Raw genomic sequence first — 17,519 nt, 5'->3', positions numbered from 1 at the left:
GGGGTCCTTCCTTGTGGATGGGCACCCGGCCGGGGACGGTGAGCTTGCAGGCAGAGTCGTCCCCGGCGGGGCATGAGATGTCGGCTCAGAGGCGCGCGGTGGATTCCTCGGTTGCGTACGCGAGGAGCGCGGCGGGGTCGTGGGTGAGGTAGGTGCACCGGGCCACGGCGGCGGACGCGTCGGCGTCGGAGACCTCGGGTGTACGGACGCGGGTGAAGCCCTCACGCCCCTGCACGGTCATCACGGCGACGCCGACATAGGCCGGGTCGAGCAGGTGGACCGGGTTGGCGTCGGGCCAGTCGCGGATGGACTCGCCCAGCGCGGCCACCGAGGCTTCCATGGTCTTCTGCGCGAAGCTCAGCCCGACCGGGCAGACGTCCCGGATGAAGGTGGGGATGGCGTCCCCGGTCGCCTTCTGGGTGGCGAGGATGACCACGATCCCGACGCTCCGGCCCTTCTTCACCAGGTCTTCGACGAGCCGGGCGTTGTCGGCCGCGAGGGAGGCCAGCTTCTTGGTCGCCGTGTCGCCGCCCTTGTGGTCGCGCAGGAAGGTGTGGGCCTCATCGATGACTAGGACCACCAGCGGCCAGTCACGGGAGGGGCCGACGTGCCACATGTTCCGTACGCCGAGGGCAGAGCGGATGGCGGCCGAGCGGTCCCGCCGTAGCCGTACCAGGTTCTGGAAGAGGGTGTTGGCGTCGGCCACGTCGTCGCCGACGAACGCGAAGAGCCGTTCTTCGAGGTCGGCATAGTCGCCTTCGGAGGCGGTGGCCGCCTTGCCGTCGGCCACGGCGATCTGCACGGCCGGGGAGGGCGCGAGATCGCAGATCAGCTTGTAGATCAGGGAGGTCTTGCCGAAGCCGGGGAGACCGGCGACCGTCACGCCGGGCACATTGGCCAGGCTGACCACGACCTCTTCGGCGTACTCGTCCACGCCCAGGACCCAGCGGCTCAGGTCCTCGGGTAAGGCGGGGGTGTGGCGGGTGGGGGTGGCCAGGGGATCGGTCCGCACGGCGCGGATCCGCAGGCTTCCCGGGCCGTCGCGGGTCACCGCGACCCGTACCGCGCGCCAGGCGTCGGCGAGGTACGGGGCGGAGCGTTGAAGTTCGGCGAGGCCGATGCCGGGGAGGCAGCCCAGGTGGACCTGGACGCCGAACCGGTCGGGCCGGACCCGGATCCTGGGGACCAGGACGCGGGGTGGCGGGGTCCGGCCCCGGGCCGCGAGGCCAGTGGGGGCGGGGTCGACCACGGACAGGCCCGTCATCCGGGCCAGCCTCGGCCAGCCACGGCGGATCCGGATCGCCTGCCGGATGCTGACCCGGGTCATCCGGTCCGCCCGCAGATAGCGCACCAGCCAGAGCACCGGCCACCCGGCCAGCGCCGCCGCGCAGAGTATGACCAGGGAGGCGACGGCGTTGATGGGATCACCGGCCGTGAGCGCGGTGGTCATTTGGCCGGCTTCAGGGCGTCGGCGCGGTAGGCGACACCGTCGCTGAGCTGACCGTTGAAGAGTCGCGCCCAGGGGATGGCGACCAGTCCGACCGGGCGGACCGGGGTGCCCGGGGCCAAGCCCTCAGGGACTCCGGTCGCGCGGATCGTGAGCTTAAGGACGTCGGCGCGGCCGTCGGCCATCTCGACCACGCTGATGGTGTGGAGGGTCTCGCCGGTCTCGCGGTGGGTGGCGATCTCCCCGGTCTCCTGGTTCTTGATCTTCGGGGCGGACGGGGTCACCACCATGAAGGACGACGCGGTGATGTCCATCGGGATCTGGCGCATGGCCATGGCTCAACTCCGTGAAGAGGTAGGGGTGTTGCTCCCGATCGGGAGTGGTCCAGTTCTACCTGGAGCGCTCTAGATCAGTCAAGGGTGATCTGTGCTGCTCTGGATCTGAGAGGGTGGGATCCTGCGCATCCCTTGTCTGGGTCGGTCTAGAGCGCACTATTCTCGGGCCATGAGCCTGCCGACGAACGATCCACGACCGCCCTATCTGCTGGCGGCCGACCGGCTCCGCGAAGAGATCACCTCCGGTCGGCTCAAGCCCGGCGACCGCCTGCCGTCCTCACGGGAGCTGAGAGACAGCCTCGGCATCGCCAACGCCACCGTCCACTCAGCGCTGCGGGTGCTGCGGGACGATGGGCTCATCTACTCCGTGCACGGCCGGGGGAGTTACGTCTCCGACCCGGCCGCCCAGGCCGCGAACGATCCCCTGGTCGAGCTGGCCACCACGTTCGTCAGCGACTTCGCCGAGCAGGAGGGCAAGGCCCCCGCGGAAAGTGATTCCCCGCTGACCGACATCCTGTTGACCGTCCGCGACCAGTTGCACGCCATGGCGGCCCAGGTCCAGGACCTCAAGGGTCAGGTGACGGCTCTTGAGGCGAAGGTGGAACGGCTGGAGCGGGAAGCCGGTCACTGAGGGCCGCCAGTCGCGCCCGCAGTTCGACCAACTCCCTTTGCGTCTGTGCCGCGAGCTGGATGATCTCCGCTATCAGGGCGTGGTCTTTGTCGTTCACGACGACACTCCCGTCAGTGCCAGGCGCGTCCAGACTTTCCTTACTGGATCAAGGCGGCCCGCTGGCGCGGGCCGTGCGCGCCAGCGGCCTTCGGGCCGCCGCACGCTCCTGTCTCGCGCCCCGCTCGCGTCGGCCCCGGCCGGGCGCGCCCACCAGGACCAGGAGGGCCGGTGTTCTGTGGCCGGGGCGGACGGCCTACGCGGCTTTACCCACCTGTGCGGATCGGGGCCCGCGCCGGGCAGGACCAGGGGGCCACTCGGGCCCATTGCGGGCAGGGGTGAAACCTGCCCGAGTAGCCAGGCAGCATACGGCCCCCTGCCCCTGCCCGGCCCCAACCCGCCCAGGACACCGGCCAAAGCCGCTCCTGCCGCCCGCGTGCTTGGGTGCACCACCACCAGGGCGTGCGTCCGCCCAACTCGCCTGTCTCTTCCGTCCATTCGCCGTCCTCTCGGGATCGTCCGGTACGGGCGGTGGTCTGAGGGAACGACGACCACCCCGGTACCATCGGGCACCAGGGTCCTGAACAGGGACTCTTGACCGGACCACCCCGGTAGCTGTCCAGGCGAGGGGTGGTCCGGTCGTTGCGTTGTGTGGTTACTCCCGGAGTCGGGAGCGTGGTGGTGGCCCGCCGGGGTGGCTGTTCAGGGCGCCCTGGGATTCGGTCTCCCAGGAGTGGGTGCCGCCGTGGCCGTGGAAGAAGCCGCACGGGGTGATGTCAGGCCCCCAGGGCCCGAAGCTGAGACAGTCGGGCAGCTCCGCGACGTACGGGACGGCGTCGAGCCATACCGCCCACAGGGCGATGCCGTTCCCGGTGCGCAGTGGGGCGTAGTGGTGGCCCAGGGCGTGGTCGTCGAGGATGCAGAACACCCAGGTCGAGGGACGGTCGAAGCCGAAGAGCGGGCTGGTGGGGGAGTCGAAGAGATGGCTGGGGAGCTGACCACCCGTCCCGCACTGCCACCTCACCGGGACCCCCTCGCGGCCCGCAGCAACTGACTGCGCACGGGGCGGGCGCGCCGGGCACCACAGCAGCGTGCGCAAGCGCAGGCCGGGAACTTCAGCGGGTTGTCCAAGACCACGGCCCGGTCGCCGTCGCGGACCACGGTGCTCGGTCCCCAGGTCCGCCCCGAGTCCCGCGACACCCGCAGTGTCATCCGGGCCCGCCCCTCCTCACCGGGGACGCGGCCAGGCCGGTTCATCCGGTCCACCCCACCAGCACGCCGGGGTCGGTGATCTCGTACGCGAGGTTCCGGCGCCGCTCGTACGCGAGGAAGTACGGCCGGATCAGGACCGGGTCCACCTCGACCAGCGGCGGTAACGAGGACCGTCGGCCCGAGGACCGTACAGCGACGGATGACGCCGCCGGGCCACGGCGACGACCGAGCCACAAGGTCAGCAGAGACCGGAGTATCCGGAGGGCACGGGGGATGCTGAACGGCACGTCAGACTCCTTCAGTCAGAAGGCGGGGTGCTTCAGACTGTCGGGCGCCGCTGTCACGTACGAGGGCTTCCAGAGGTCTTCTGCCGCTACAAAGAAGGACTTTGGTGCGCCCGAGTGGTGGAAGGTCTGACGAAAGAGGACACGTTGTGGGACCTTCGAGTCACAACCTGATCGGAGGTGCCCATGTCCCGCCCGAGCGGAAACGTCCGCCTCAAGAGCGCCCGCGTGGCCGCTGGTTATCCCTCGCAGCAGAAGCTTGCCGAGGCGATGACCGCAGCCGCGCCGGAGTTGGGGATCCGTGGTCTGTCCGTTGGCGTACGGCAGGTACGTCGCTGGGAGTCCGCGACCCCGCCATGGCCCCACCCGGACTATCGGAAGCTGTTGACCCATCTGCTCCGCCAGGACATGGAGCAGCTCGGCTTCACCCCGCCGCACGACCAGGGCGGGGAGCGGCGCGCGGCGATCACGACCGTCGCGGCGGTGGGGCTGTCGCCGGTACCGAGACTGGCGACCGCGTTGATGCAGCCCGCATCGGTGAGCGACGACTACGAGGCGGTGACCCGCTCCCACCGTCGGCTCTACTGGACCGTGGCCCCGGGCACCCTGCACCCGGTCGTCATGGCGCACGCCACGATGGGGCTGGCCCTGCTCCCGGAGACGACGGGAGTGACCCGTCACCGCGTCGCGGCGGCACTCGCCGAGTCCTGCCTACTCGCCGCACGCATGGAGTTCTTCGACATGCGCCAGCCGGAGGCCGCCAGCGACACCCTGTTGAAGGCGCTCCAGGCCGCCAGCGAGGCCGACGACGCCCTTCTCGGCTCAGCCGTTCTCGCGCACTCGGCGTTCATCCCGGGGTGGGCCGGGCGGCGGGAGGAGGCGCTGGAGCGGATAGTCGCGGCCAGGACGTACGCCCGGCGCGGTCCGGCGTCGGCGGAGTTCCTGGCGTGGCTGGACGCGGTCGAGGCCGAGTGCGAGACCCGATGCGGTGAGACCCGTATGGCGCTGAACCTGATCGGTCACGCGGAGGACGTGCTGGCGGCGGGGTCCGAGCATTCGAACCCGCCGTGGATGGACTGGTTCAGCCCCGTACGGCTCGCCGCGTTCAAGGGGAACACCCAGCTCAAGGCCGGGCACCTGCCGCAGGCCCGGCAGACCCTGACCACCGTGCTGGAGGAGCTGCCCGACGCCGACGACAAGCAGCGCACGGTGATCCTGGGCGATCTCGCGGCCGTCGAGGCGGCTGACGAGCGCCCGGAGGCCGCGTGCGCGTACGCGCTCCAGGCGCTCGACCTCCTCGCCACGGCCTGGTACGCGACCGGGATGGACCGGGTGCGCGAGGTCCGGCGGGCGCTGGTCCCGTGGCAGCACGAGCGGTGTGTGCGTGAGCTGGACGACCGGCTCTACGGGTGGTCGACCACGCTCAGTGCTCTGACGCGTTGAGCTTGGCGATCTGTTCCGGGAGTTCCAGGAGGCTGCTGATCCGCAGGGTCGGCAGCTCCTTGGCGTCCAGGGTGTTCCACTGGATCGAGGCCCAGGGGCCCCGGCGGATGAGCGCGGTGGGCATGCCCGTCGTGATCGCGGGCTTGATGTCGTTGTCGACCCGGTCGCCGACGTACAGGATCTCGGAAGGGGTGTAGGGGACCACGTCGGCGACCCGTTCGAAGAACGCGGGGTCGGGCTTGGAGGCGCCCCAGTCGTCGCTGGTGCCGATCAGGTCCACGTCATCGGTGAACAGGCCGCGCAGCAGTCCTCCGGCCCGGACGGTCTGATTCCCGGCGATGCCGAGCCAGAGGCCATCCTCCCGCAGGCGCGCCAGCGCGGGGCGGACATCGGCGTACAGGTCCTCTTCCCCGAAGTGCTCGGGCTTCCCCGCAGCGGCCCGGCGCTCGCGCTCCTCGGTCAGGTCGAAGCCGGGGCGGAACTCCTGGAAGGTCTCCCGGTAGTCCCGCCCCTGGGCGATGACCGCCCCGAACATCGCCGCGAAGGTGTGACGGGGGAGCCCCAGCCAGTCCGCCCAGGTCCCGTACTCGCGCGTCTCGTCCACGAGACACTCGCCGACATCGAACACCACTGCACGAATCATGAGGCCGATCCTATGGGCGGTCACCAGCAGCCAGTTCTGGCGGGCACTTCCTGGAGCAGCGGGAGCGGCCTTGCTTTGGCCGAGGGGCACGCGGGAGGTGATCTGGTGGACCAGGTGTGGACCACCACCCCTTCCAGAACCGCCCGCAGGGCGAGAAGAAGCAGGTCAGCACAGGTGCGCCAAGCAGGCCCAAGGCGTTCTTGAAAACCGTCGTGGCAGCGATGTCACCGTGGGTTCAAATCCCACACCCACCGCCAGATCAGAGTATGTGCAGGTCAGAAGGGGTGTCCCGGGTTCGGGGCACCCCTTCTGCGTTCGCTCTGTCTCACCTTGGGTCGGCCGTATCCCGGTCTGGATCGGCGTGTGCGGCCAACCTGTGGCCCAGGGGGTGGGCGGGCCTTCAGAGGTCGCCGTACTCCTTGGCCGGGAGGTGGCCGCCGCGTGAGGCGCGGAAGAGGCGGCCGTCGTCGGTGGTGCTGAACTCCTTCACCAGGGTCCTGAACTGGTCCTGAACTGGGGCTCTTGACCGGACCACCCCGGTAGCTGTCCAGGCGAGGGGTGGTCCGGTCGTTGTGTTGTGTGGTTACTCCCGGAGGTGGGCGCGTGGTGGTGGCCCGCCGGGGTGGCTGTTCAGGGCGCCCTGGGATTCGGTCTCCCAGGAGTGGGTGCCACCGTGGCCGTGGAAGAAGCCGCAGGGGGTGATGTCAGGCCCCCAGGGCCCGATGGTGAGGCAGTCGGGCAGTTCCGCCACGTACGGGACGGCGTCGAGCCATACCGCCCACAGGGCGATGCCGTTCCCGGTGCGCAGTGGGGCGTAGTGGTGGCCCAGGGCGTGATCGTCGAGGATGCAGAACACCCAGGTCGAGGGGCGGTCGAAGCCGAAGAGCGGGCTGGTGGGGGAGTCGAAGAGATGGCTGGGGAGTTGTCCGCCCGTCCCGCACTGCCACCTCACCGGGACTCCCTCGCGGCCCGCAGCAACTGACTACGCGCGGGGCGGGCGCGCCGGGCACCACAGCAGCGTGCGCAGGTGCAGGCCGGGAACTTCAGCGGGTTGTCCATCACCACGACCCGGTCGCCGTCCCGGACCACGGTGCTCGGTCCCCAGGTCCGCCCGGAGTCCCGTGACACCCGCAGCGTCATCCGGGCCCGCCCCTCCTCACCGGGGACGCGGCCGGGCCGGTTCATCCGGCCCACCCCACCAGCACGCCGGGGTCGGTGATCTCCTCCGCGAGGAAGTACGGCCGGATCAGAACCGGTTCGGTGCCGTCCCACGGCGATAGCGGCGACGGCGGACCAGGCGCCCGCACGAGGGCCACACGGTGACGGACTGTCCGTGCGGGCAGCGGGAACCGGAGTATCCGAAGAACACGGGGAAGGTGCAGGGACACGGTACGGCTCCTTCACAGGGCAGGCGTCAGGGTGCTGGAGATCCTCGTGCTCGCCGTCGGGACGGGGGAACCTCGGGTGAACCCCACTTCTAGACGCTTCGATTCCGATAGAACGTCCCTAGTGCCGTCCCAAGCCTTAGAGGGGGACACATGCCGAACGAGCGACTACGAGCCGCGCTGATGAGCAGCGGCTGGACATACGCCACCCTCGCGGACGTGGTCGGTGTCGACCCCAAGTCGGTGGAGCGCTGGGTCAATCTCGGGCGGACACCCCGCCGCACTGCCGCCCTGACGGCAGCAAATGCCCTGGGGGAGGATGTGTACACACTCTGGCCCGCCCTTCGGCAGCCGAGCCCCGCCCGCACCCTCAGCCCGGAACTTCTGGCGTTCTACGACCGGCGGTCTGATCTTCCCGTATCGGCGCTCGTGGATCTGATGCGGCAGGCGAGGCATCGGATAGATGTCCTGGCGTACTCCGGATTCTGGTTGACGGAGGCCCCGGCTTTCCACCAGGTGGTCAGGGAGAAGGCGGCGGCCGGAGTGCCGATCCGCTTCCTGCTGGGTGACCCGGCCAGCGAAGCTGTCGCGGTTCGTGGCGCGGATGAGGGAATCGGCTCTGCGCTGGCGGGCAAGATCCAGAACGCTCTGGTCAATTACGCGCCGCTCTTCGGGCTTTCCGGAGTGGAGTTCCGGATGCACGGTACGACGCTCTACAACTCGGTCTACCGGGCGGATGACGAGATGTTCGCCAACGGGCATATGTATGGCGTGGGTGCCTACAGGGCGCCCGTACTGCATCTCCAGCGGGTGCCCGAAGGTGGATTGTTCGAGGCGTACGCCGAGAGTGTCGAGCGGGTCTGGGAGACGGCGCGGCCCCTTCGGTCCCCTGCTGAGCTGGGAGGTCTTCACATATGAGCCGGATCGACTACTTCCGCGACCCGCACGCTCCGGAGGCGAACTCCGTGGTCCCTTCGGTCACGGCCGTCGTACGCGACGAGGGCGGGCGGCTTCTGATCATCCACAGGACCGACAACGATCTCTGGGCGCTTCCCGGCGGGGGTCATGACATCGGCGAACGCATCGGGGAGGCGGTCGTCCGTGAGGTGGAGGAGGAGACCGGCATCCTGGTGGAGGTCGATGGCATCGTGGGCCTCTACACCGACCCGGAACATGTCATCGCGTACGACGACGGAGAGGTCCGGCAACAGTTCTCGATCTGCTTCCGGGCGCGCCCTGTAGGAGGCGCACTGCGGACCAGCAGTGAGTCGAAGGAGGTCCGCTGGATCGATCCGGCGGACTTGGACGGTCTCGACATCCACGCCTCCATGCGGCTGCGCATCCAGCACGGTTTGGACGAGTCTTGTCAGGGGCCCTACATCGGCTGACCGCTGGAGGCGGTCTCGGCTGTGCGGCGCTCGATCCGTGTGACGGCGGCGCGTAACTCCGGGGTGGCGCGCTGGATGAAGCGGCCGACGATGGTGTCCGGGCCGTAGCGCTGGACGATCTCCTCCAGCCGGGCGGCCGGGGCTGTCCGCTTCCCGTCCGGTGTGGTCGTCATGTCGCAGAAGATCAGCGCGTCCCGCAGGCCGGGGTGTTCCAGAGGGAACTCCGTCTCCAGGTCGTGCCGGAGCCCGTGCTCCTCGGCTTCCAGGAGTGCGCAGGAGTGGTGCGCCACGAGGCTGGTGAGGCGTTCGTCGGCGTTCTGCCGGTGGCGGAGGAAGCGGGCGCCGTCGAGGGGGTGGAAGCCGGTGGTGGCGATCGACGGGGCGTAGCCGATGTCATGGAGTACGGCGGCGGCTTCGAGGAGTCCGGCGTCGTCGCCGAGGATCGGGCGGAGTAAGCGGGCCCGCTGGGCCACCCCGAGGGAGTGGGCCCAGCGGCGTGGCAATGGTTCGGAGAGGAGGGATTCGGAGAGCGCGTAGGCCCATGGGGTCAGCTCCATGGCGGCCAAGGCTAGGGCGCGGAGAGATACCCGGGGCACTTCCTCCGCAACCCGGGATGCGGAGCGCGCTCCTGCCGAGGGTGTCCGCTGGTCAGGCGGGCAGTGCGGTGTCGGCGATGAGGCTGATCTCGATGAGCTGGTCGGGGAAGGTCAGTTCGGTGACGCCGAGGACCGCGCTGACGGGGTGGAGGAAGGTGCCGGTCGCGTCGAGCGCGAGTTGTCCGGAGATATGGGTCAGCGTGCCGGACCTGGTCGCCTGGGAGTAGCCGAAGTCGCTCTCGGCCGGGATGTCGTGGTGGAAGTCGTCGATGGTGGTCAACGGTTCTCGCCTCTCCGCCGTGCTCTCTTGTGGTTACTCGGAAACCGTAGGAGAGTCAGGGCTGACCTGGAAGAACGCACTTTTCGGTGACTGAGGAACCTCATGGTGACCCGACAGCAGCTGACAGATCTGCCCGAGGACGCTGACCTGCGGCGCGCGGATTCCCTGGCGCGGGAGATCTTCTCCGATATCGCCAACAAGTGGGTGTTCCTGATCATCGAGGCACTCGGCGAACGGACCCTGCGCTTCAGCGAGCTGAGGAACGAGGTCGACGGGATCAGCCACAAGATGCTCACCCAGAACCTGCGCATGCTGGAGCGCAACGGCCTGGTCGACCGGAGGGTGTACCCGACCGTGCCGCCACGGGTCGAGTACACCCTCACCGAACCGGGCCGGGCCCTGCGTGCCACGGTCGACGCCATCTGTGGCTGGACCCATCAGCACCTCGGGCGGATCGAGGAGGCGCGCCGCCGCTTCGACGGCTGAGAGGGAGGGGCGGTGTGCTTCCCCGGTCGTGGTTACGGGACCTGAGGTGCCAGCGGCGGGTCGTCACCGGGGCCGCCCGGCGGGAGCGGGGGTGGGTCCGTGCCGCCCCGCACGGGGGGGAGCGGACGGCCGATCTCCTCGGTGATCTCCGGGACGTTCTGTACGACGGAGATCAGATTGCCCAGCGCGGTGCCCAGATGCTCGCTTCTCCAGCGCAGTACTCCCTGGAGTCTCATGAGTGCCGTGGTCAGTTCGCTGTCGGCGGCTCTCTCCGAGTTCTCGATCAGCAGGACCAGGTCCTCTTGGATCGTCTCGTCTCTCGGCAGCTCCGGGATATGGGCCTCTTGGGCGGCCAGGGCTCTCGCCATATACGTCAGCTGATCGATGCCGTGATACTCACCACCGCGAAAGGCCGCACGCCCCCAGACCACATAGGCGACCATCCAGGTGTGCAGTGAGAGCATCCAGTTCCGTGTCTGCCGACGGGCCTCCTGCTGTTTCTCGCTGAGGAACTGTCCGCTGAGATGCCGTGCCGTTGTGACACTCGCGGCCACGAAGAGACTGGCGCCACCGAATTCCAGCGCGTCTTCCATGGTCTGGTTGAATCCCAGATAGCTGGTGATCCAGGCGCCTGTTCCGGCCGCCAGTGAGGTGACACCGTCCTGGAGCAGTCGATAGCGCGCGATACGGACGTCGTCGGCGACTCCGTGCATGATCTCGTTGGCCATTTCCAGGCGGAGGCTGTTCTGTCCGTCCGACGGGACTCCCGAGCTGATCAGGATCCCGTAGAGGGCCACCGAGAAGCTCTTGCCGAAGAGGGCCGCCGCCTCCGGACCCGGCTCGGCCCCGGCCATGTCGAGGGCTTCGAGCCCTTTCTCGGACGCGGCCGCCTTGCTGCCCCAGGCGGCCGCTCGCTGGAAGAAGGTGGTTCCGTCGCCCTTGCGCCACTTGGGGAAGCGGATTCCGTGAGTGATGTGCTCGCGGGTGATACGGATCGCTCCCTTGACGAATCCGCGGGAGCTTTCATAAGGGATCGGTGTGTGGTCCAGTTCATCGCATAAGAGCTTGACCGCTTGGTCGATGTGCGGGGGTATCGGGTCATTGCGCTGGTGATCCGGATAGAGGGCTTCGAGTACGGCCGCGTACCGAATGGAGTCGAGAAGGGCTCGCTGATGGACGATGCGTGTCAGGGCTCGGATCCCCCGGTACGTATTGCTACCGGAGCGTCCTGCTTCCCCCAGGCCAACCATGGGACATCAGGCTAGTGACTCGTGCCGCCGCGGCGCCACCGATTCGGCTCGCCGCGGGGTAGCGGATCACCGTGGTGCATTTGGTGTTGTGGATTCCGGTGGGGATGATCTTTCTGGGGTGACGTGGGTATCCCTTCCCCGAGGGGGTCGGATCCCTTTCCCGGTGCTCGGGGAAGCGAACGTGTGGGGAGTCGTCATGCGAGGAGTCCGGCGCCTCGACCGGGATACCGCTTCGGTACCGTCGCCAGGAGCCTCACCCGGGGTGCCCGAGCGGATCTGGTACGCGGCGTACGGCTCCAACATGCATACCGCGCGGCTCCGTTGCTATATCGAGGGCGGGCGGCCGCCCGGGGCGGCGCGGACGTATCCCGGGTGCCGGGATCGCCGCCCGCCCGCGCGGACCGTCTCCCTGGAGTTGCCCGGGGTGCTGTACTTCGCGACCGAGTCGCGGGTCTGGACCGGTGGGCGGGCGTTCTACGACCCGGCCGGGGCCCCTGGCGGTGGTTCCGCCGGTGATCCCTTCGGTGATCGCGCTGGTCTCCGGGGGCCCACCGGCGTCGTCCTGGCGCGCGCGCATCTGCTGACCGGAGGGCAGTTCTCGGACATCGCGGCCCAGGAGATGTACGAGAGCCCGGGCCGCGATCTCGATCTGCGGCCGGTGCTCCGGGACGGCAGGGACGAACGGGGACCAGGGCGGTACGAGACCCTGGTGTGCCCCGGGGTGCTGGAAGGGATCCCGGTGGTGACGTTCACCGCGCCCTGGCGGCATACGGAGGTGGCCTGGAACGCGCCCTCGGCGGCGTATCTGGAGCATCTCGCCGCCGGGCTGCTCGCCGGGCGGGACTGGGGAGTGCGGTCCGTCGCCGCGTATCTCTCCCGGGCGCCGGGGGTGGGCGGAGCCTGGACCCCCGGCGAGATCGAGGCGCTGGTGGCGACCCTCGGTTGACGGTCCCCGACCGTCGGTTGACGGCCCCCGACCCTCGGTTGAGGGTCCCCGACCTCTCGGTCGGCTGTCGCCGACCGTCACTCACCAGCGCCGGTCCGGCTAATCCCGCGTCTTCGGACGGTAGACGCGCACCTGGGTGCCCGTCGCCTCGCTGGTGCGGGAGGAGACCAGCTCCATCGGGCGCTGGTTGCCGTCGGTGGGGAAGATCGTCTTACCGCCGCCCAGCAGCACCGGCATGGTGACCAGGCGGAGCTCGTCGACCAGGCCCTCGCTCAACAGGGAGCGGACCAGGGTGGGGCTGCCCATCACCAGAAGGGAGCCCGCACCACTCCGGCGCAGTTCGCTGAGGCGGGACACGGTCTGGTCGCCGGGGATGAGGGTGGTGTTGTTCCAGGTCAGGTCGGATTCGCTGAGGGTGCTGGACACCACGTACTTCTGGAGCGAGTTCATCCGGTCCGCGAAGGGGTCGCCCGCCCGCTCGGGCCAGGCCCCCGCCATCGTCCGCCAGGTGCGGCGGCCGAGCAGCAGGGCCTGGGCCTCCCGCATCGACTCGTCGAAGAACGGGCCGATCACCTCCGGGTCGAAGAACGGGTGTGACCAGCCGCCGTGGGCGAATCCGCCGTCGCGGTCCTCCTCCGCGCCGCCGGGACCCTGTACGACGCCGTCCAGGCTGATGAACTCACTGATCACGATGCGCATGGTGGTGCTGTCCTCTTCTGTGGCCGTGTTGTTCAGGTGACTGCTGTGTGGTGGGAGTGACTGCTGTGTTCTTCGAGTGACACGTCTTCTACGAGGGACACATGCCGCTACGGGGGACACATGTCTTTCGTGTGGTGTGTGCTCTTCGGGTTGCTCCGTATGGCAAGGGAGACCGGTGGTGGGCCTCTGACTCATCGCTCTGTCGCGCACATTTTTTCGAATGATCACCCGAATGGTGAAGGGGTGGTGGTGGGGGAGATGAAAGCGCAGGTCGGTGGGGTGACCGGGGTGGGTGGCCGGTGATCCGTTCGCCTCCGGCGTTCCCGCGCGCTACTCTGATCGAACAGAGGTTCGATGACACTTTTCGGGTGATGCGGACGAAGGGGATAGAGGGGGTCATGGCTGGAGGTAGGGCATGGAGGGCTTTACGCATCTGCATGTCGCGTCCGGCTACTCGGCCCGCTACGGCGCCTCCCACCCGCGTGATCTGGTGCGCCGGGCGGCCGAGCGTGGCATGACCGCGCTCGCGGTGACCGACCGGGACACGGTCACCGGGGTGGTGCGGTTCGCCAAGGCCGCCCTGGAGCAGGGGGTGCGGCCGGTCTTCGGGGTCGATCTGGCGATCGAGCCTTTCCCGTTGTCCCCTCTGGTCTCCCCGTCCCCGGTGATGTCCGTGCGCCCGGTCTCCCCGGCCGCCGCCGCGCCGTGGGACGGTGATCCCCGTCGTGCCGGTGCCGGTGATCCGCCGCGTACCGGGCGTACGGGTGGTTCCGGGCGCGCGGCCCGTACGGACGGCACCCGCTCCCCCGTACGCGGCGGGGCCCATGTGATCGAGCCGCCCCTGCGCTTCACCCTGCTCGCCCGTGACGCGGCCGGGTGGGCGGCGCTCTGCCGACTGGTCACGGCCGCCCATGACGGTCGCCCCGGGGACGACCGTCCCGGGCGGCCGCATCTGGCCCATCACCGGCCCGCCCCCGTGCTCGGCTGGGCCGACCTGCGGGAGTTCGCCGGGCCTGGTCAGGGGCTTCTCGCGCTGCTCGGACCGGTCTCCGAGCCCGTGCGCGCCCTCGCGGCCGGGCGGCCCGATCTCGCCGAACGGCTGCTCGGGCCCTGGCGTGAGCTCTTCGGCGACGGGCTGCGTCTTGAGGCGGTCTGGCACGGGCGGGCCGGCACCGGGCCCGGTTCCCTGCGGCTCGCCGCCAGGACGCTGGGGCTGGGTGAGCGCGCCGGGGTCACGACCGTACTCGGTAACGCGGTCCGCTATGCCGACCCACGGCAGCACCGGCTCGCCGATGTCCTGGACGCCGCGCGGCTGCTGCGCCCGATCGGGCGGGTGCCGGCCGGCCGGCGATCGGCTGGTCAGGGGTGGTCGCTGGATTCCGGGGAGCGCTGGCTGAAGGGGTCCGAGGAGATGGGTGGGGTCGCCGGGCTGGTCGCCGAGGCGGCGGGGCTGGGTCCTCGGGGCGCCGCGCGGCTGCTGGCGGCGACCGCCGAGGCCGCCGAGTCGTGCCGGGTCGACCCCGTACGGGATCTGGGTCTGGGGCGGCGGCACTTCCCCGAGCCGTGGACCGTCGGAGCCACGGACGCGGCCGACGCCGCCCGGGTGCTGCGGGAGCGGTGTGAGGCGGGGCTGATCCGCCGGGGACTGGACCGCGACCCCGCCGCCCGCGCCCGTCTGGACGAGGAACTCGATCTTATTACCGAACTGGAGTTCGATACTTACTTCCTGACCGTCGCTCAGGTGGTCGCCGACATCCGGGAGATGGGCGTACGGGTCGCCGCACGCGGCTCCGGCGCCGGGTCCATGGTCAACCATGTCCTCCGGATCGCCACCGCCAATCCGCTGGACCACCGGCTGCTGTTCGAACGGTTTGTCTCCCGGCGGCGCAAGGACCTGCCCGATATCGACCTCGATGTCGAGTCCGCCCGCCGACTCGACGTCTACGACCGGATCATCCGGCGCTTCGGCCGGGAACGCGTCGCGATCACCGCGATGCCCGAGACCTACCGGGCGCGCCACGCGCTGCGCGACACCGGACTGGCCCTGGGCATCGCCCCGGCCGAGATGGACCGGATCGCCACCTCGTTCCCGCACATCAGGGCGTCGGACATCACCGCCGCCCTGGCCGAGCTGCCGGAACTGCGGCGGCTGGCCGCCGAGGGCGACCGCTACCGGCTGCTCTTCGAGCTCGCCGAGGGGCTGGACGCGCTGCCGCGCGGGATCGCCATGCACCCGTGCGGGGTGATCCTGACGGACGCCACCCTGGGCGGCCGGGTCCCCGTGCAGCCCACGCCGACCGGGAACTATCCGATGGTCCAGGCGGACAAGGAGGACGTCGAGGACCTGGGAATGATCAAGCTGGACATCCTCGGGGTGCGGATGCAGTCCGCGATGGCGCACGCCACCGCCGAGATCGCACGTGTCACCGGGCGTCGGATCGACCTCGACGACCCGCGCCAGGTGCCGCTCGACGACCCGTTCGCCTTCAAGCTCATCCAGTCCTCCGACACCCTCGGGATGTTCCAGCTGGAGTCGCCCGGCCAGATGGACCTGCTCAGCAGGCTCCAGCCGCGCGATCCCCAGGACGTCATCGCCGACATCAGCCTCTTCCGGCCGGGCCCGGTGGCCGGAGGCATGCCGGAACGTTACGTCGCCGCCCGTCACGGCGCCGCCCCCGCCTATCCCCACCCCGACCTCGCGCCCGTCCTCGACGACACCTACGGCGTGGTCATCTGGCACGAGCAGATCATCGAGATCCTCGCCACGCTCACCGGCTGCGACCGGGCCTTCGGCGACTACACCCGGCGCGCCCTCGGCGACCGGGAACGGCTGCCGCGCGTCCGAGACTGGTTCCACCGGGCCGCCGCCGCGCGCGGCTACCCGCCCGCCGTCCGTGACGAGGTCTGGCGGACGGTCGAGGCGTTCGGGTCGTACGGATTCTGCCGCGCCCACGCCGTCGCCTTCGCCGTTCCCGCGCTCCAGTCCGCCTGGCTGAAGGCCCACCACCCCGCCGCCCTCTACGCCGGGCTGCTGGAACACGACCCCGGGATGTGGCCCAAGCGCGTCATCGTCGCCGACGCCCGCCGCCACGGCATCGCCGTCCTCCCTGTCGACATCAACCGGTCCCTGGCCACCCACACCGTCGAACGGGCGCCGGACGGCACCTGGGGGGTGCGGCTGGCGCTCCGCGGGGTGCGCGGCATCAGCGAGGACGAGGTCACCCGTATCGTCGCGGGACAGCCCTACGGTTCGCTCTCCGATCTCTGGCAGCGCGCCCGCCCCCACCGTCCGACCGCCGAGTACCTGGCGGAGATCGGCGCCCTGGACGCGGTACGGGGAGGGCTGACCCGGCGCGATCTGCTGCTCCAGATCGGGGAGCTGCACCGCCAGTACCGGGGCCGCCCGCTCGGCGACGGCCAGCTCGTGCTGCGTACCGAATCCGGCACCGGGGCTCTCCGTCAGAGTGCCAGCCAGAGTGCCAGCCAGAGCGTCGACCCGAGCACGGGCCAGAGCGCCGGGCTGCCGGAGATGACCGGGCGCGAGGCCACTGGCGCCGAACTGCGCGTCCTCGGGATCGATGTGACCCAGCATCTGATGGACCACCACCACCGGCTCCTGCGGGAGCTGGGCGCCACCAGCGCCCGACGGCTGGACGGGGTGAGGCCCGGTGAGACCGTCCTGGTCGCGGGGGTGCGCGCCGCCACCCAGACCCCGCCGATCGCCTCCGGGCGCCGGATCATCTTCGTCACCCTGGACGACGGGTCCGGCCTGGTCGACCTCGCCTTCTTCGAGGACAGCCATGACGCCTGCGCCCACACCGTCTTCCACTCCGGGCTGCTGCTGGTGCGCGGAACCGTGCAGCGCCGGGGGGAGCGCTCCACCGTCGTCGGCGCGATGGCCTGGGACCTGGAGGCCCTCGCCGTGGCCCGGCGCGACGGCGGCCCCGAGGCGGTCCACCGCCTGCTGGGGCCCGCGGGCATGCTCGTACCGGCGGGTGGGGCGCGGCGCGGGGGGACGCGGGAGATACGAGAGGTACGGGAGGAGCGGCAGGGCATCGAGGCGTCCGGCCCGTGGGCGAAGGGCGCGCCAGGGCGTCGTCAGCCCCATCGGGTGATCGAGCAGGAGACGGGCGCGCGGCTGCATCCCTGGGCCGACCTCCAGCCCGCGGGACAGCGCACGGCGGATGCGCGGGAGCTGGGGGGCGCGTATCAGGGTCCAGGGGGCGCGCGAAGGGACCATGGGCGAGGCACCCAGGGCGACGCGCGAGACGGTGCACACGGCCACGCGCGGAACGGCACCCAGGGCGACGCGCGAGACGGTACCCACGGCCACGCGCGAGACGGTGCACACGGCCACGCGCGAGACGACCACCAGGACACCGTTCAGGACGATCCCCACCCCCTCGGCGTCGACCTGAAGTCCTTCGGCTACACGAGCCCCGGAAGCGCGGGGTGATC

Annotated in this window: 17 protein-coding genes; 7 read left to right on the top strand and 10 right to left on the bottom strand. The window is 70.1% G+C overall.

The genetic code is table 11. From position 1 onward, the window contains the following. Positions 1-85 precede the first annotated feature (85 nt). Positions 86-1,450 carry a cell division protein FtsK gene (locus ACFVIM_RS02740; protein WP_384297554.1) on the bottom strand — a complete coding sequence of 455 codons (1,365 nt, stop codon included), beginning with the start codon at positions 1,448-1,450 and terminating at the stop codon, positions 86-88. Then, positions 1,447-1,782: a hypothetical protein gene (locus tag ACFVIM_RS02735; RefSeq protein WP_384297552.1), complete on the bottom strand. Its 336-nt coding sequence runs from the start codon at positions 1,780-1,782 to the stop codon at positions 1,447-1,449. The genes ACFVIM_RS02740 and ACFVIM_RS02735 overlap by 4 nt, the downstream gene beginning before the upstream one ends. 169 nt (positions 1,783-1,951) lie before the next feature. Here ACFVIM_RS02735 and ACFVIM_RS02730 point away from each other — a divergent pair, with 169 nt between their 5' ends. Beyond that, positions 1,952-2,413 carry a GntR family transcriptional regulator gene (locus tag ACFVIM_RS02730; RefSeq protein ID WP_384297550.1) on the top strand — a complete coding sequence of 154 codons (462 nt, stop codon included), beginning with the start codon at positions 1,952-1,954 and terminating at the stop codon, positions 2,411-2,413. 691 nt (positions 2,414-3,104) lie between these two features. On the opposite strand, the gene ACFVIM_RS02725 is transcribed toward ACFVIM_RS02730, so the two are convergent. Next, entirely contained in the window at positions 3,105-3,473 is a 369-nt protein-coding gene (locus ACFVIM_RS02725; RefSeq protein WP_384297548.1) for a hypothetical protein, read from the bottom strand. Between the two features lie 658 nt (positions 3,474-4,131). Between ACFVIM_RS02725 and ACFVIM_RS02720 the strand changes: the two genes are divergently transcribed. Then, on the top strand, positions 4,132-5,388 hold the full coding sequence (locus ACFVIM_RS02720) for a transcriptional regulator (RefSeq protein WP_384297546.1): 1,257 nt from the start codon (positions 4,132-4,134) through the stop codon (positions 5,386-5,388). Here the strand turns inward: ACFVIM_RS02720 and ACFVIM_RS02715 are convergent. From ACFVIM_RS02715 to ACFVIM_RS02705, 3 genes are all read right to left on the bottom strand, one after another. Further along, positions 5,369-6,031: an HAD family hydrolase gene (locus tag ACFVIM_RS02715; protein WP_384297544.1), complete on the bottom strand. Its 663-nt coding sequence runs from the start codon at positions 6,029-6,031 to the stop codon at positions 5,369-5,371. The two genes, ACFVIM_RS02720 and ACFVIM_RS02715, sit on opposite strands and share 20 nt — an antisense overlap. 583 nt (positions 6,032-6,614) lie before the next feature. Beyond that, positions 6,615-6,983, bottom strand: a complete 369-nt coding sequence (locus ACFVIM_RS02710; protein WP_384297542.1) for a hypothetical protein — start codon at positions 6,981-6,983, stop codon at positions 6,615-6,617. Continuing rightward, on the bottom strand, positions 6,980-7,216 hold the full coding sequence (locus tag ACFVIM_RS02705) for an exo-alpha-sialidase (protein WP_384297540.1): 237 nt from the start codon (positions 7,214-7,216) through the stop codon (positions 6,980-6,982). The genes ACFVIM_RS02710 and ACFVIM_RS02705 overlap by 4 nt, the downstream gene beginning before the upstream one ends. Positions 7,217-7,569: 353 nt before the next feature. On the opposite strand from ACFVIM_RS02705, the gene ACFVIM_RS02700 reads away from it, so the two are divergent. After that, positions 7,570-8,334 (top strand): XRE family transcriptional regulator, encoded by a 765-nt coding sequence (locus ACFVIM_RS02700; RefSeq protein WP_384297538.1) that lies wholly within the window; start codon positions 7,570-7,572, stop codon positions 8,332-8,334. Further along, on the top strand, positions 8,331-8,804 hold the full coding sequence (locus tag ACFVIM_RS02695) for an NUDIX domain-containing protein (protein ID WP_384297536.1): 474 nt from the start codon (positions 8,331-8,333) through the stop codon (positions 8,802-8,804). The genes ACFVIM_RS02700 and ACFVIM_RS02695 overlap by 4 nt, the downstream gene beginning before the upstream one ends. Here ACFVIM_RS02695 and ACFVIM_RS02690 read toward each other — a convergent pair. Beyond that, entirely contained in the window at positions 8,792-9,361 is a 570-nt protein-coding gene (locus ACFVIM_RS02690) for an HD domain-containing protein (protein ID WP_384297534.1), read from the bottom strand. The two genes, ACFVIM_RS02695 and ACFVIM_RS02690, sit on opposite strands and share 13 nt — an antisense overlap. Before the next feature lie 91 nt (positions 9,362-9,452). After that, positions 9,453-9,680, bottom strand: coding sequence for a hypothetical protein (locus tag ACFVIM_RS02685; RefSeq protein ID WP_384297532.1), 228 nt, complete (start codon positions 9,678-9,680; stop codon positions 9,453-9,455). A gap of 102 nt (positions 9,681-9,782) precedes the next feature. Here ACFVIM_RS02685 and ACFVIM_RS02680 point away from each other — a divergent pair, with 102 nt between their 5' ends. Beyond that, positions 9,783-10,166, top strand: a complete 384-nt coding sequence (locus ACFVIM_RS02680; RefSeq protein WP_384297530.1) for a winged helix-turn-helix transcriptional regulator — start codon at positions 9,783-9,785, stop codon at positions 10,164-10,166. A gap of 32 nt (positions 10,167-10,198) precedes the next feature. On the opposite strand, the gene ACFVIM_RS02675 is transcribed toward ACFVIM_RS02680, so the two are convergent. Next, positions 10,199-11,416 (bottom strand): hypothetical protein, encoded by a 1,218-nt coding sequence (locus ACFVIM_RS02675; RefSeq protein WP_384297529.1) that lies wholly within the window; start codon positions 11,414-11,416, stop codon positions 10,199-10,201. Positions 11,417-11,612: 196 nt separating this feature from the next. Here ACFVIM_RS02675 and ACFVIM_RS02670 point away from each other — a divergent pair, with 196 nt between their 5' ends. Further along, a complete protein-coding gene (locus tag ACFVIM_RS02670; protein ID WP_384297528.1) occupies positions 11,613-12,362 on the top strand; it encodes a histone deacetylase in 750 nt (249 codons plus the stop codon). 99 nt (positions 12,363-12,461) lie between these two features. Here the strand turns inward: ACFVIM_RS02670 and ACFVIM_RS02665 are convergent, their stop codons facing one another. Further along, positions 12,462-13,061, bottom strand: a complete 600-nt coding sequence (locus tag ACFVIM_RS02665) for a dihydrofolate reductase family protein (RefSeq protein WP_384297526.1) — start codon at positions 13,059-13,061, stop codon at positions 12,462-12,464. A 415-nt stretch (positions 13,062-13,476) separates the two neighbouring features. Here ACFVIM_RS02665 and ACFVIM_RS02660 point away from each other — a divergent pair, with 415 nt between their 5' ends. Continuing rightward, positions 13,477-17,517: a DNA polymerase III subunit alpha gene (locus tag ACFVIM_RS02660; protein ID WP_384297525.1), complete on the top strand. Its 4,041-nt coding sequence runs from the start codon at positions 13,477-13,479 to the stop codon at positions 17,515-17,517. Positions 17,518-17,519 lie beyond the last annotated feature (2 nt).

The sequence above is a fragment of the Streptomyces sp. NPDC057638 genome, from assembly GCF_042800315.1.
GTDB lineage: Bacteria > Actinomycetota > Actinomycetes > Streptomycetales > Streptomycetaceae > Streptomyces.
Note: the sequence above shows the minus strand (reverse complement) of the source record. Positions and strands in the feature narration are given on the sequence as shown.